A 12,469-nucleotide genomic window follows, 5' to 3' on the forward strand; every position below is an offset into this window, starting at 1 on the left:
AGGGAGGTTATCCCTGCTCATTAAGGTGTAGCTACTTCCACTAGTGATGTATTAAACTGAGTATGCCATGTATCTTTGATTGTGTCGTCATCTAGTTCAGGGATTAGAGCCTCATACATAAAGTTGCCCTTATCATCTGTATAAGCTGTAAATTCTAATTCCATAAGAGCAAGTTCATCTGCCCCATTTTCCACAGTGAATTTTAATCCTGTGGCACTTGTACAATTGCCAAAAGCAATTAACTTGGTAACATCTTCAAACTCATCAATAACATCAGCAGTTAAAATAAAATCTTTAGCATCCGCATCTTCAGAGTATTTATATATCCCTGGCTTCATACCCTGATTAGATAATCCGAATATCCCTCGTAGAACAGATTGTTTTACATGGGCTGATAAAGTTAGATTCATCTTAATTGGTTTTGTCTTCTTCTTTTTCTCGACACCTTCACAACGCTTAACAATTTCTTTTAGTTCTGTTTCTCCCCCGATGGTTCCAACACATCCAATTGGAGACCCATCTTGTTGTGTTCCATCTGAATCGATAAACTGAATGCTAGTGTTTTTGACAGAGACAGCATCAAACGTTTCTACTGCGGTTGCCATTAAAATTCCTCCCTTAATAAACGCTCAACTTCTTCGTTGATTTGCGCCATGATTAAATCAATACTTGCGTCATTCCCCTTGCTCATAAATTCTTCTGGAGAATTCCCTAGAGATGTACCAAGTGCTTGGTCTGGAAATACCAAATATCTATATTTGGGCTTAGGCTTAATAATAAAACCTAGATTAAAATCTTCATTTTTCAAAGATTTGTAGTTAGCTGCATGTCGCTTTTGCTTATCAGAAACAGGGATACGTTCCTTGATATTCTCTTTAACAGCTTCTACTCCAAATGAATGCAATACATCATTTAATACTTTCTCTACGTTGCCTGGTAACTGAGCAAATTTTTCTTGGAGTCGCTGTACCTCGGAATAATCAACTTCAAATCGGACACTCATATTTAATCCCTCGTTTGAAAATGAACGTTAACCGATCAACGTATTCCTCAGTGTCCTTTTTTTGCACCCTATCTCTATTTGAATCATGGAAATTAATTAAATTAATGCTAGAGATGGATGAGATAATATCTAATGCATCTGTTTCCAACGTTTCGCTATCCTCCGACAAATACGTCACGATAATATCTTGTGTGAGATACTGTTCGCTTTCCCCAGGACTCCAATCTCCGAATATAAGCAAAAATAGGTTTAGTTTATTAGGCCTTTCATCGTCTGCTACAGAATCTTGATAAACAGGTAGATTAAAGGTGTCTTTGAGAGTGTTATACAATCTCTCGTTTTGTTGCTCAATCATCTTTTTGGCTTTTTCATTCATCTGCGACACCTACTTCCTGAAGATAGAAAAATAAAAACCGGCGACCTCTATCAAAATCGACGGTTATCACGTGGTATTCTATATCTTCTATATAGACTTTCAGGTTTGTTTTAGGTACGTTATAAAAAGATGGAGGAAACGGTGTTTTCACCTTTAAATCAAGGCTGTTTCCTTGTGTGTTTGCCATCTCGTAATCTTCTTCTCTACCATCCATCAACTGATAAGCTAGCATACCGTTTTGGATGAACTTATCCCCTATACGCTTACCTGTACTATTACGTTGAGTTTCATCATGTCCATAATATAAAAAACCATCGTTAAATACTTGATGTATCGGTCGCTGAATGTTCCGCCGCACGTTTTTTCATCCCTTCATTCACTGAGAGGGTTAGTATCTCTCTACCAAAGTTTACTTCAAACAACTCAAAAGAGTGGTTATATACATAACGACAGTAGTCTTTTAGGAGTTGTTTCGCTTTGTAATGAGTAGAGAAGTGTAAATCAACTCCTGCTTTCTCATTCAGATAATATTGGCCGCCTTTGATAATGTCCTCTATTTCCTTATCTTCTTCATTCCATGTAACTTTAAGATAGCCTTTCACTTCTTCTAATAGTGCTTCTATTTCCACTGAATCACCTACTCCTCTTCGGAATACTCTCTCTCTTCCGACACTTCCTCAATGAAAGCTCTGCCGTATTCCTCGTTATAGAGTAATTCATCAATTCGTTCTTGAGACGGTCTCCAATTCCCATAAGGGTAAGCATCGCCAACACGATAGTGGCGATGCTTTTGTGTCTTATCCTGAAAAGGACTTACTACGACATAATCTTTCAACTATTTTACCTCCTTACGCTCCGCTGGTAGTGGTAACTTCTACTGGAGCACTTAGAGCAGATTTCACATTATTACTTCCTACTGTACGAACTTGGTAGCTAAACGTTGTGTCGGCTGTTAAGCCGCTATCAGCAAAGCTAGTTCCAACTCTAGTATCAACGAATGCTCCGTCTCTATATATTTCATAATGTTGGATTCCCTCATCATAGCTAACAGCATCCCACGTCAGATTAAGGCTGGTATCTGTCACATTTGATGCCGTTATATTTGAGGGAGCATTAGGGCGTTTCCGCCCCAATACCAGAGATGTCGAATAGTAAGAAAGATTCATTATCTTTCGGTGTTCCATTTGCGTACATTTTAGTCATGTACACTTTTTCATCATCTAAAAAACGATACTCATTAGATGTTTCTACTTCACGACTTGAACCAGCTCCCATGAAATAGTCTTTGGCTAACCCTACAGACATTTTACCTTCCGGCATTGCTACAGATTGAATAATGGTAGCTGGTATTGGTAGACCTGTATTCACATAAGTACCATTTTGATTTAAAATGACTTGCTCCCCAAAGATTTTGTTCCAGTAATCTAAAGGGTTTACAACCATAATAACGTTGCTTACGGAACGTTTTCCGCCTTTTGTTAAGGGAGCCATGACTTTTTGACCAAGTGTTTTTGCCTTAAGGTCAGCGAGGATAGTTGCTGTTTTATCTGGGTAAACACCATCCGTTACAGCCCCTTTTAAGTCTTTAATTATGCCAATCGGCTGCTCTTTACCTGAACCTTTAACAATTGCTTCCTCAAGAGCAATGGACATAGCTTCCGCAAGAACGGTTCTTACGTATCGATCTAACCATTGTGGCCCAAGATTAAGCATAGCCTTTGCAACTGGAATAAATGCAGAAAGCTTGTAGAGATCCATTTTCTTTTTCTCGAATCCATCATCCAGCAATTCTTTAATTTTACTGGTTAACTTACCCCAGAAAGCTGGGTTTACGTCACCTTTACGAACTACCCACTCTGTAATACCAGTTGTGTTCACAAAATCTATTGTATTTAACAACGGATGTCGCTGTTTTAAATCTTCAAATACTCGGTCAATGACAGTAGCTGGAACAAGTGTTTCTACACCGTCAAAACCTTCGCCATCAATGACTTCGTTATAAAATTTCGTTTCCTCATTGGTGAGAGAGTGGATACCTCGTTGTTCCATGATTTTAGCATCGGTAATATCACTATCAATATAAGACTGTGCTTCTTGTAATACGCTTTGTTGAATATTTTCTGCCATTGCGAAAAGAGCATCATTTACTGCATCTTGGTCACCACTGTTCATAGCATCAGAAATCTGTTGTTTCAGTTCATTTTGTTTGTTCTCATCACGATCAAGATTATTCATCCCTTTTGCAAAGTGCTGTAGATTTAACTTCAACGGTTTAATTTTATAACTCATACATAGATCCCCCTCTAATTTAAAGCAAAATAAAAACGCTTTTATCGATTAAAAGCGTCAAAAAAGTTCTGAAATATTTTAGCTACGTTCGTTTGCTTGTCAGTATGTTTACCTTCTGACTGCGGGTTATTTTGAAGTTGCTGATTCCCGTTCGCTTTATCCTGCTGAGCTGCATATTTAGCTAGTATGTTTTCTTTGGCCCCTTCAGGTTCTGAAGTTTCTTCAAGTTCTATTTCTTCAGCAACTTCATCAGCAAAGCCTAATGAATAACATTCATCTGCTGTTAAAAATGTCTCATCATCGAGTAGATTTTGAAGCTCACCCTGTTCACCAACAAACCGACTAGTGTAACTTTGCAATACTGGCCCAGAGTCTACCTTTTCTAAATCATTTGCGAGTTTCTTAAATGCTTTTGCATTTCCAAAACCAAACGTCGATGCGTTGTGAATCATCATCATTGTGTTTCTTGGCATGATGATTTTATCCCCTGCCATTGCAATAACAGATGCAGCACTTGCCGCAATCCCGTCTACATAAACAATAATTTCGGCCTTATGATTTTTCAGTAAATTATGAATTGCTACTCCATCAAAAACATCACCTCCAGGAGAGTTGATATGAACATTAATTTGATCCTTCTCAATTGAGTTAACTTGTCGCCGAATTTCTACGGCACTAGCACTGCTGAAAATTCCACCAATAGCGCCTTCAATATATATAGAAGCAGCACCATCTTGTGCTTCATTCTTAACTTCGAATTTACTCTCTAAGTTGTTAGAATACTTCTTCATAACATCCCCTAAGTTCATTCTCCCTCACCCCCTTTCAAATACTCTTTAATGCCTTCATAGTTTTTCGTAACATAATGTTCATCTGCCCAATCCTCCTCTAATGGTTCAAGACCTACCATGCTTCTGTTCTCATTAACAGAATGCGTTCCGCTGGATAGGTATTTATCCAATGCAGTAGCTAGTTTCACGGGGTCAATATATTTGATGAGTGAGGTATCCACTTTAAAGTATGTCCGATTTAAGAATTCATCTTTGGAGTAATACTTCCTGTTCACCTCATCTTCAATCTGCTCTGCAATCGGCGCTACACAGAACATGAGAAAGTTATCTGTTTGTCCTTCAACATCTGCTAAATCTCCTTTCAAGAGTCCCTTTGGTATGTGGAAAGACATACTTACAAAATCAAAAATATCATCCACTATAGCCCTTATGTCTCTTGTAGTAGTTCCTTTACTGTTTTGAAACATCTCTTCTATGCTCATACCGGACTGTTCTGGAAAAGCAGCAGCATCCTCAGCTTTCAAAAAGCGTTCCATCTGTTCATTAAACATATCTTCCATGGATTCTTGGCTCTCATCTGTTTGTGCAAAGTTACCATCTATTTTCAGCTTAACTCTTAGTGCGTTTGATCGTTTGTAGTAATTCATTGCTGCAGAAAGCAACTTTCCATAGCTAGCGTATAAGCTATCAAGAACGTTTTTCATACGCTCATTATTTAATTTAAAGTAAAAAACCTCTGACTCAGAGAAAGTTTTATCTAACTTATAATCATTGATAACTACGCTTGTATAAAGATTTTCTTTAAGTGCAAACTCTTTAATTTCAAAACTCTCAGCAACATATAACCCTTTGTTTTGCATAACTACCAAGCATTCATTATCATAAACTAGCTTGGATACAAACTCATGAAAAAACTGACTGCTGTTTTGATTCACATTAGGTTGGACATTAAACAAATAATAGTTATGGCTTTTCTTTTCCTTGCCTTTTTCATATGTCCTAAATGTAGACCGCACAAGGGAATTAGCTATTAAATTGATACAGGTTTGTATGGCTAGATTCTTGTAATGGTATTCCACTCCAAGGTCTATAAATGTACCTTTTAAATCAACATATTTACTTCCTCCGAATAATCCCCCAAACAACTCTTTTAGTCCCAATTGGTCACCCCCTTAGAAAACCATGGTTTTGAATGGTTTAATATTCACTTGCTTAGGAAGTTGTTCTTCAAATTGCAAAGCGTGTAATAACGCAAAAAAGCCATCTGTCTTTCGAAGACGTGGCTCAATTTTTTCGTAAGTGATATTCTCTTTGGCATCTCTCTTTATATACACATTGTTTGTGTACCATCGCATCATTAAATCGTCTCCATAGATGATATTTTCATAAGCGAATAGATCTTCAATGATTGGTCTAAGCATGGTGTGAGTTTTGGTTCCACTTCTAGCAATCTCCAATTTATTAAAACCCATTTTGTCAAATTCTTCTCTCAAATAGTTAATCCTATATAAGTCACTTGTGATTAATTTGATGTGATAATACTTAGCTTGTTCTGCAAACCAATCAGCTATATGTTCAGGCCTATTTGTTTCGTCCTTAATTATAGTTACTAACCCTTCACTTTTTGCTCTCTCTAAATCAACCTTGAAATTATTAGCATCAAGAGACTTTTGATTTATAAATGTATGATGCTTCCAATATCGTTTATTACCTTGTTTGAATAACAACCCTACTGCCGCAAAGTCTTTAGTATCCGAATAGTCTATTGCACCAATGCAAGTTACCCCTTTTAAGTCGGGCATGGTCTGATTGGTTGCTTTTATTTTTTCCCATTCCGCAACTAAGTCATAAGCATCTTGTGAAGGGACATTCATACGTTTAGTCATAAATTCAATTTTTGCTGACTTACGATGCTCAAGATTGTGATATTCGGTCTCCATTTCTTCTTTCAAATCAGGAAAATGATTTATGGAGGGGTTGGCTTTTTCCCATTTTCTAAAATCATGGACTTCTTCTTTATCATCTAATTTACATATAAAAGGGAATAGTTTACTCTTCTTGATTTCCCCTTTGAGAAGCATACTAGATTCTTCTTTCATTTGGTCCAAAAATCCATCTCGAATATAGCCATCTGTAGTAATATAAAAACGCCTTGGGCGTTGTACCTTACCCAAAGCTGATGTAAATACTTTTATATTATCTTCACTTTCGTAAGCGTGAACCTCATCAAATATTATTGCTCCTGGTCTTAATCCATCTTTGGTACGAGCATTGTTCGTATAGTACTTTAATTTCGATTTCGTCTTATAGAAACCAATAATTTCTAACGTTTTCTTAAAGAACTTATGGAGTTTTTTCCAGTTATCATCGAGGACATTCCAAACATCCATAAAAGAGGTTTTCGCCTGTGATTCGCTTGTAGCAACAATACCAACATCATAGTTTTTTATTTTTTGTTTGGAAATAAGGTAAAAGGACAAAGCAGCTATAAAACCATTTTTCCCGGCCCCTCTTCCCATCATGATAAAAAACTCATTGAAAACTAAAGAACCATCTTCGTAAAAGACACCCACAACAAATGCTGTTATGAACTTTTGCCAATCCAAAAGCTTAAAAGGAAAATATTTTTCGATATTATCAATAGCCTCGTTTATTTCTTCCCCGTCAATATATACATCATCACGATCAAGCTTTAGTTGGACATAATCAATAAGTAATCGTACTTCTTGGGAGACGATAATCTCGCCAGATTTAACTTTATTAATGTATCGATCAATATGCTCATTGTATTTTATCTTAGAACTCATCGTCATCATCCTTCGGTTCATTAGGAGATGCGTTTAATCCTAGCTCTGATAAAATCTTTAGCATTTGTGCATTTGTCTTGTGTAAATCATTAATTGCTGGATTTGACTTAGGACCATGCATGCCAGCTATTTTAGTTCCGTATTTTCTAATGTCATTAATCAAATCACATTTTAAATCCCACAACGAAAGATAATCTTGAATCATATCGGAATAATGATTTCCGACAATCCATTTATCTTTCAACTGATTTTTTAAATCTTTTTCAATTCTTTTCCTTAAATTTTCACGCTTTATCGCAGCCATAGATTCTTCCTCCTTTCTTCCATTTTTACCCAATATCCTTTCACGCGAGAAATGCCATCTATCTTTTTAGTCGCCACCCCTCCCCCGTTTCAAAGGGTTCCCAAAAAAGGGCGGAAATTTTTAAGGGGGGGTTATTTACTTACTTTGTTAGAGTTATTAATCATAAAATAATTACAGTTACTACAATGTGGATTTTCTCCAACAACTCTATTGTTCCAAGAATCAAAACCTCTTAATAGGTTCATTCTTCTATTGCATTTGATACATCTAACCCTTTTTATACCTGGCAAACTACCACCTCTCCTCATTTATAAATTTAGGTTGTGGCTTTTGATAATCATACAGACGGTCGTGCTCTTCATTGTGACAAGGAATACAGATAGCCTCACAATTGCTTTTTACCAAAGCTAATTCTGGATACTGTTTCACTTCCTTGATGTGGTGAACGTTCTGCCCTGGTCCAACTTTTCCTTTTCGCATGCAAGTTTGACACTCGTAGTTATCTCGTTTTAGAACAAATAGACGTAGTTCTCTCCATTCTAGACACTGATAGAATTTCACTAGCTTATTGTGAGAAATAAGCTCTTTTATCTTTACTAAATTCATTACTCCTCCCCCTAATAGGTATTTATAATAAAAAAGCACTCAAATTGAGTGCTTTTTATTTAATCTATTATTTTATTTTTCTTGGGTCCATACATCATTAAGTTCCGGTTTTTGGACTTGCTTTCTTTTTGATTGTTTCTCATTCAAAACATTTCTTAGTATGCTTATTGAAATAAAATAAATTCTAAAAGATGCTGAAACAAAATAACTTAATAGAAATATGAATAAAAGGAAAAAGAATTCAGAAAGTTTATCATTTGATGTATCTCCCCAAACATATAAAGATAAGCAATAGATGGATAATAATAGACCACAGATTATAGGTCTACTTATAAAACTAGATAGTTTGTTCCCTTCCTGATAGTCTTTTATAGCTTGCATAACACTAGTATTCATCAAAGTAATTAAGATGGAAACCATAGTTCCCATAAAAGCTATAATTATTGAGCTAATTGTAATAACACCGTTTAAGACAGAATCAAATTTTTCTATTTCTTTTATAGTTATATTTTGAAAGTAGAATACTATTGTGAACAATGTAGCAATTACTAAGGGATAAAATTTCTCAACAGTGCGCATGAACACCTCTCCCCTTATACATATGTATTTTTTATTTCGTCTACCCTCGTTCTATATAACTGTTGCATTTTTGCTATTACAGTTTCATGGACAATATTTCTAAAATTATTATCAAAATCCCTGTCTGTGAAAACATTAAAATCAGTGAGTCTATGTTTAACTAAATCTACATACTCTACCTTAGCGTCCTCATTTGCTTTTGTTCTAACTTCTATGCTTTCTACATTAGCATCCTCTTCTAATTCTTGGAGCTCCTCATAGATTGGGATATTACTATTTTTCTTAGAACCTTTCTGGTTTAAGCTTATTTTTATTGAATAGTTTACAGATTCATTAATATCTTCAGTCTTATTAGTTAGCCTTCCTAATGAAAATTTGGTGCGAGATTTTGCATTTTTCACATCAGAAACATATACAGTTGCTCCACGTATAAGGTGATCGTTCTGTATTAATTCCATAGCTCGTGGATGTACTAATGGTTTAAAATATATGCTAAAACCTGGCCCACCAACAATTGTAGTAAAGAAATTAGCTATAGCAGAAGGAGATAGACTGAACATATTACGTCTAATCATAATTACATGGGTCTGGGGATCATATAATGCCGATACCTCCTCACCTAGACCTTCATCATCTTCCATATCGTCAAAGAAGTTTACAGTTCCATCATCCTTAGTTCTTACAGGAAAACCTTGTTTTCTTATCCTCATAAAATGTAGTTCCCACTTGTTGTTATTGAATTTTATATTTTGCAATCTAGCTACATCATCACCGACTACAAGAATTCTCCGAGATACGTCAATGCTCTGTGCAGCTTTAATTGCTTCAGTCAGGTCAGTCAAGCTTTGTTCCATCATATTCGTAGTTTCATTAAAATAATCCGACCAAACCTTAAAATAATCAAATCTAACATTCTTTTTTGGCATAATTTCTACCCCCTATTAAAATCCCTATTTCTACTAAATTATACAATATTCCTCCTAATTAGGAAGGATTTACTTACTATTTAGTATAAAAACGTATACACGAAGGAGGTGATTTTAATGGGTAAAAACTATTATACTGTTAAATATGGCGATAAATGGGCTTCTAGAAAAGAAGGGTCCTCAAGAGTTTCTAAAGTCAGTGACACTCAAAAAGAAGCAATGGAATACTCTAGAAAACAAGCAAAAAAAAATCATTCGGAACACAGAATACAAGGTAAAGACGGTAGATTTCGTGATAGTGATTCTTATGGGAAAGATCCCTTCCCACCTAAGGGTTAATTATTGGGTCAAGGTCATATAGCCTTGACCCAATTTCCACTAGAAACAAAAATCTATAATACAATTGTAACTTGCAAAAAGCATAATGCTCTTGTTATATTCTTTGGATTTCCTCCGCAAAAACTCCATGATTTTTCACAACCACTTCACCTTGCATGTCTTTTACTAGATTTGAACCACTTCTGTGCGTTCTCATGTATTGGATCCATAGGTACGCCCATAATAATATTTGTCACATCTTTTCCACGTAGTTTCCGCTTCCCAATTCGATAACCTTTCTGGTTCATCTCATCAGCAACCTTATTTACGCTTTCCCTCAATACATAAAGAAGTATCGCTTCTTTCTCCATACTATCTACATCATAATGTTCAACCATATGAATGAAGTTTTCTAACTCTTGGATTCTATCCCTGGCTTGTTCTATTTCCATAAGCCCTTCCTCCTATTCCGAAATGAGTTCAACATATTTTATGGAGTGATGCACTCGCCTTTATCGTATAACCCCCTGTGTACAAGGCTTGAGAGCACTTCTATATATGAGTGCACGTTAGTCTTTTTTGTGTTGCTCTCCTAGTTAAAAATAAAAGATGGATGCTATTAATAGATTCTTGTATCCATTGCATCATCTAATAAGTCTTGGTTTATACCTATATAGCGTAAGGTATCCTGTTGATTGGTATGATTAAATAAATTCTGAAGCAATCCAATATTCTTTGTCTTTTTGTAATAATGATAGCCAAACGTCTTTCTTAAAGTATGGGTTCCAATTTCTTCGAGATTCACATAATCCGCAGCTTTTCTCAGGATACGATATGCTGTAGAGCGATCAATCGGTTGATTGCCCCCTTGTCTACTTCGAATCACGTATTCACCGTCTTGTAGATGCTTGGCATAAGGGACAATTTCTTTCTTAATATATCCTGGTATCTTAACGCGTTTTGCTTTGGTGGTTTTCTTCTCTTTAAGATAAATATGTGACTTGAGTAAGTCTTCCTTACGTAACATCAAGATATCTGAAATCCGTAATCCTGTCGAAATACCCAGAAGAAACATCATGTAATTTCGTTCACTTGTCGCTCTTAGATAGTTCTTCATCTTAACTAGTTTCTGAGTATCTCGAATTGGTTGTACGATATTCATTCCTTACTTCCCTCCACTTCTTTATATACAACTATTTTGAGAATGAACACTAGCTTGTAGGAGGTATCTTTTTTGATTTTATAGTTTATGCTCTCTGATATCCCCATTTAGTTATAGACTTGATAATTGAACATCCCTTCTTCCGATAGACCATCTCTACACCAGTGTTCGAAGTCTTCCCAATAGGATTGAAGAAGAGTATGATATTTATTTTTCCTCCCCGTCATTACATATCACCTACCCCAAAATGTTTCGTTAGCAAATTAAAAAAGCACCCCTGATGGGATGCATGTTTCTCTTTTAACTCCAAGGGCCGATTGTAAATGCACCTATAAGCCCGATAAATGCTCCGATTGAGAAGCTTTCTTTTTTCTTAAATACTAATCCAGTTACTATTCCGGGAAATACTATCCATACTAATAGCGGCGTTAAAAACATCATAAAAACTGGAATACCCCCCCTCTATAAATGCATTCAATATTACATCGTTCAACATATTCCCCCTCCCTTCATAATATAACTTCTATTTCTAGGAAGGAATTACCTATTAAATGACGAATATTGTCAATAGGAAGAAAGGAGGTGTCAGTGTATGAGACGTCATCAACACCCATTTAATGGAAAAAGGTTCATTGGGAATAACAACACTAATGAGGTTCATGATTTGGACAATGAGAAAACCAGATGTGAAATTGACAAAATCTTATTGAATCATGTAAAAACTTTTATTCCTGATACACACTCAGAAGCAAAAAGGCAAAACTTTGACAACTGCGCTCATTGTATAGGGAATTCCCATTATTAAGCCAATTTAAAGAAGAGAAGATATCTTCTCTTCTTTAAATAAACCCTATGTTTTCTTTATAAGGTACATGATTTAATTTATGCCATTGTTCACACTCCTCCTTTGTTACACACCCCGTTTTTAAAGACATTTGCCAAGTTTCTTTGGTTGTGCCATCAGCATAAAAATAAGGATAAGGCTTATAACCAAAATATTTCGCCAATTCCACACTCTTTATACTAATTAAAACTGATGGTGGCTGTTTGAATTCTTTAAATAAACCAAATTGATTTTCAATTACTTCTAATTTCCCTGCCTCTCCGTGCCCGCAACAGCAACCTAACGTAATAATACCTTGATTATTTAACTTCTGAACTTCCTCTGAAATGCAGGCATCTACGGATACTATATTGTTTTTTTGATTTGGATTAATTACTTTCACTTCTTTATAATTACCGTACAAACACACACAATCACCTCTATAATTCTAATTAATACCAAATAGTTTATGCATAAGAAGATAA

21 protein-coding genes are annotated in these 12,469 nt (G+C 35.6%); 2 read left to right on the plus strand and 19 right to left on the minus strand.

Features of this window, described 5'->3' with window-relative positions; all coding sequences use genetic code 11:
• Positions 1 to 20: 20 nt before the first annotated feature.
• The 15 genes from ACFFGV_RS19455 to ACFFGV_RS19525 form a co-directional block, all read right to left on the minus strand.
• Entirely contained in the window at positions 21 to 605 is a 585-nt protein-coding gene (locus tag ACFFGV_RS19455; RefSeq protein WP_377351466.1) for a phage tail protein, read from the minus strand.
• The gene (locus ACFFGV_RS19460) at positions 605 to 1,003 is read right to left on the minus strand and encodes a hypothetical protein (RefSeq protein ID WP_377351468.1); all 399 of its coding nucleotides are present in this window, start codon (positions 1,001 to 1,003) and stop codon (positions 605 to 607) included. Before ACFFGV_RS19460 ends, ACFFGV_RS19455 begins: the two co-directional genes overlap by 1 nt.
• Complete coding sequence (locus tag ACFFGV_RS19465; RefSeq protein WP_377351470.1) at positions 987 to 1,379, minus strand: hypothetical protein; 393 nt, start codon at positions 1,377 to 1,379, stop codon at positions 987 to 989. Before ACFFGV_RS19465 ends, ACFFGV_RS19460 begins: the two co-directional genes overlap by 17 nt.
• Positions 1,372 to 1,737: a phage head-tail adapter protein gene (locus ACFFGV_RS19470; protein WP_377351472.1), complete on the minus strand. Its 366-nt coding sequence runs from the start codon at positions 1,735 to 1,737 to the stop codon at positions 1,372 to 1,374. The genes ACFFGV_RS19465 and ACFFGV_RS19470 overlap by 8 nt, the downstream gene beginning before the upstream one ends.
• Positions 1,697 to 2,008: a hypothetical protein gene (locus ACFFGV_RS19475; protein ID WP_377351474.1), complete on the minus strand. Its 312-nt coding sequence runs from the start codon at positions 2,006 to 2,008 to the stop codon at positions 1,697 to 1,699. The genes ACFFGV_RS19470 and ACFFGV_RS19475 overlap by 41 nt, the downstream gene beginning before the upstream one ends.
• Positions 2,009 to 2,016: 8 nt before the next feature.
• Positions 2,017 to 2,214, minus strand: coding sequence for a hypothetical protein (locus ACFFGV_RS19480; RefSeq protein ID WP_377351476.1), 198 nt, complete (start codon positions 2,212 to 2,214; stop codon positions 2,017 to 2,019).
• A 13-nt stretch (positions 2,215 to 2,227) separates the two neighbouring features.
• Positions 2,228 to 2,563, minus strand: a complete 336-nt coding sequence (locus tag ACFFGV_RS19485) for a fibronectin type III domain-containing protein (RefSeq protein ID WP_377351478.1) — start codon at positions 2,561 to 2,563, stop codon at positions 2,228 to 2,230.
• On the minus strand, positions 2,493 to 3,668 hold the full coding sequence (locus tag ACFFGV_RS19490; protein WP_377351480.1) for a phage major capsid protein: 1,176 nt from the start codon (positions 3,666 to 3,668) through the stop codon (positions 2,493 to 2,495). Before ACFFGV_RS19490 ends, ACFFGV_RS19485 begins: the two co-directional genes overlap by 71 nt.
• Before the next feature lie 41 nt (positions 3,669 to 3,709).
• Positions 3,710 to 4,477 (minus strand): head maturation protease, ClpP-related, encoded by a 768-nt coding sequence (locus ACFFGV_RS19495; protein WP_377351482.1) that lies wholly within the window; start codon positions 4,475 to 4,477, stop codon positions 3,710 to 3,712.
• Complete coding sequence (locus tag ACFFGV_RS19500) at positions 4,474 to 5,619, minus strand: phage portal protein (RefSeq protein WP_377351484.1); 1,146 nt, start codon at positions 5,617 to 5,619, stop codon at positions 4,474 to 4,476. Before ACFFGV_RS19500 ends, ACFFGV_RS19495 begins: the two co-directional genes overlap by 4 nt.
• Before the next feature lie 12 nt (positions 5,620 to 5,631).
• The gene (locus ACFFGV_RS19505) at positions 5,632 to 7,266 is read right to left on the minus strand and encodes a terminase TerL endonuclease subunit (protein WP_377351486.1); all 1,635 of its coding nucleotides are present in this window, start codon (positions 7,264 to 7,266) and stop codon (positions 5,632 to 5,634) included.
• Complete coding sequence (locus ACFFGV_RS19510) at positions 7,256 to 7,570, minus strand: P27 family phage terminase small subunit (RefSeq protein WP_377351488.1); 315 nt, start codon at positions 7,568 to 7,570, stop codon at positions 7,256 to 7,258. Before ACFFGV_RS19510 ends, ACFFGV_RS19505 begins: the two co-directional genes overlap by 11 nt.
• 291 nt (positions 7,571 to 7,861) lie before the next feature.
• A complete protein-coding gene (locus tag ACFFGV_RS19515) occupies positions 7,862 to 8,176 on the minus strand; it encodes an HNH endonuclease signature motif containing protein (protein ID WP_377351490.1) in 315 nt (104 codons plus the stop codon).
• Between the two features lie 72 nt (positions 8,177 to 8,248).
• Complete coding sequence (locus ACFFGV_RS19520; protein WP_377351492.1) at positions 8,249 to 8,755, minus strand: hypothetical protein; 507 nt, start codon at positions 8,753 to 8,755, stop codon at positions 8,249 to 8,251.
• A gap of 14 nt (positions 8,756 to 8,769) precedes the next feature.
• Complete coding sequence (locus tag ACFFGV_RS19525) at positions 8,770 to 9,681, minus strand: DUF6731 family protein (RefSeq protein ID WP_377351494.1); 912 nt, start codon at positions 9,679 to 9,681, stop codon at positions 8,770 to 8,772.
• A gap of 117 nt (positions 9,682 to 9,798) precedes the next feature.
• Between ACFFGV_RS19525 and ACFFGV_RS19530 the strand changes: the two genes are divergently transcribed.
• Positions 9,799 to 10,020, plus strand: a complete 222-nt coding sequence (locus tag ACFFGV_RS19530; RefSeq protein WP_377351496.1) for a DUF2188 domain-containing protein — start codon at positions 9,799 to 9,801, stop codon at positions 10,018 to 10,020.
• A gap of 146 nt (positions 10,021 to 10,166) precedes the next feature.
• On the opposite strand, the gene ACFFGV_RS19535 is transcribed toward ACFFGV_RS19530, so the two are convergent.
• The 3 genes from ACFFGV_RS19535 to ACFFGV_RS19545 all read right to left on the minus strand — a co-directional run bounded on the left by ACFFGV_RS19535 (position 10,167) and on the right by ACFFGV_RS19545 (position 11,657).
• Entirely contained in the window at positions 10,167 to 10,451 is a 285-nt protein-coding gene (locus ACFFGV_RS19535) for a hypothetical protein (protein ID WP_377351498.1), read from the minus strand.
• Between the two features lie 167 nt (positions 10,452 to 10,618).
• Positions 10,619 to 11,161, minus strand: coding sequence for a tyrosine-type recombinase/integrase (locus tag ACFFGV_RS19540; RefSeq protein WP_377351500.1), 543 nt, complete (start codon positions 11,159 to 11,161; stop codon positions 10,619 to 10,621).
• Positions 11,162 to 11,534: 373 nt separating this feature from the next.
• Entirely contained in the window at positions 11,535 to 11,657 is a 123-nt protein-coding gene (locus tag ACFFGV_RS19545; protein ID WP_377351502.1) for a hypothetical protein, read from the minus strand.
• A gap of 96 nt (positions 11,658 to 11,753) precedes the next feature.
• Here ACFFGV_RS19545 and ACFFGV_RS19550 point away from each other — a divergent pair, with 96 nt between their 5' ends.
• On the plus strand, positions 11,754 to 11,966 hold the full coding sequence (locus ACFFGV_RS19550; protein WP_377351504.1) for a hypothetical protein: 213 nt from the start codon (positions 11,754 to 11,756) through the stop codon (positions 11,964 to 11,966).
• Between the two features lie 34 nt (positions 11,967 to 12,000).
• Here ACFFGV_RS19550 and ACFFGV_RS19555 read toward each other — a convergent pair whose 3' ends face one another.
• Positions 12,001 to 12,408: a hypothetical protein gene (locus tag ACFFGV_RS19555; RefSeq protein WP_377351506.1), complete on the minus strand. Its 408-nt coding sequence runs from the start codon at positions 12,406 to 12,408 to the stop codon at positions 12,001 to 12,003.
• Positions 12,409 to 12,469: the final 61 nt, after the last annotated feature.

This window comes from Pontibacillus salicampi (genome assembly GCF_042434395.1).
In the GTDB taxonomy this organism is placed as follows: Bacteria; Bacillota; Bacilli; order Bacillales; family BH030062; genus Pontibacillus; species Pontibacillus salicampi.

Excerpts from the sequence above, each read along its gene's own strand:
- ACFFGV_RS19455 (WP_377351466.1), bottom strand. The coding sequence starts at position 605 with ATGGCAACCGCAGTAGAAACGTTTGATGCTGTCTCTGTCAAAAACACT.
- ACFFGV_RS19460 (WP_377351468.1), bottom strand. The coding sequence starts at position 1,003 with ATGAGTGTCCGATTTGAAGTTGATTATTCCGAGGTACAGCGACTCCAA.
- ACFFGV_RS19465 (WP_377351470.1), bottom strand. The coding sequence starts at position 1,379 with ATGAATGAAAAAGCCAAAAAGATGATTGAGCAACAAAACGAGAGATTG.
- ACFFGV_RS19485 (WP_377351478.1), bottom strand. The coding sequence starts at position 2,563 with ATGGAACACCGAAAGATAATGAATCTTTCTTACTATTCGACATCTCTG.
- ACFFGV_RS19490 (WP_377351480.1), bottom strand. The coding sequence starts at position 3,668 with ATGAGTTATAAAATTAAACCGTTGAAGTTAAATCTACAGCACTTTGCA.
- ACFFGV_RS19495 (WP_377351482.1), bottom strand. The coding sequence starts at position 4,477 with ATGAACTTAGGGGATGTTATGAAGAAGTATTCTAACAACTTAGAGAGT.
- ACFFGV_RS19505 (WP_377351486.1), bottom strand. The coding sequence starts at position 7,266 with ATGAGTTCTAAGATAAAATACAATGAGCATATTGATCGATACATTAAT.
- ACFFGV_RS19510 (WP_377351488.1), bottom strand. The coding sequence starts at position 7,570 with ATGGCTGCGATAAAGCGTGAAAATTTAAGGAAAAGAATTGAAAAAGAT.
- ACFFGV_RS19515 (WP_377351490.1), bottom strand. The coding sequence starts at position 8,176 with ATGAATTTAGTAAAGATAAAAGAGCTTATTTCTCACAATAAGCTAGTG.
- ACFFGV_RS19520 (WP_377351492.1), bottom strand. The coding sequence starts at position 8,755 with ATGCGCACTGTTGAGAAATTTTATCCCTTAGTAATTGCTACATTGTTC.
- ACFFGV_RS19525 (WP_377351494.1), bottom strand. The coding sequence starts at position 9,681 with ATGCCAAAAAAGAATGTTAGATTTGATTATTTTAAGGTTTGGTCGGAT.
- ACFFGV_RS19530 (WP_377351496.1), top strand. The coding sequence starts at position 9,799 with ATGGGTAAAAACTATTATACTGTTAAATATGGCGATAAATGGGCTTCT.
- ACFFGV_RS19535 (WP_377351498.1), bottom strand. The coding sequence starts at position 10,451 with ATGGAAATAGAACAAGCCAGGGATAGAATCCAAGAGTTAGAAAACTTC.
- ACFFGV_RS19540 (WP_377351500.1), bottom strand. The coding sequence starts at position 11,161 with ATGAATATCGTACAACCAATTCGAGATACTCAGAAACTAGTTAAGATG.
- ACFFGV_RS19545 (WP_377351502.1), bottom strand. The coding sequence starts at position 11,657 with ATGTTGAACGATGTAATATTGAATGCATTTATAGAGGGGGGGTATTCC.
- ACFFGV_RS19550 (WP_377351504.1), top strand. The coding sequence starts at position 11,754 with ATGAGACGTCATCAACACCCATTTAATGGAAAAAGGTTCATTGGGAAT.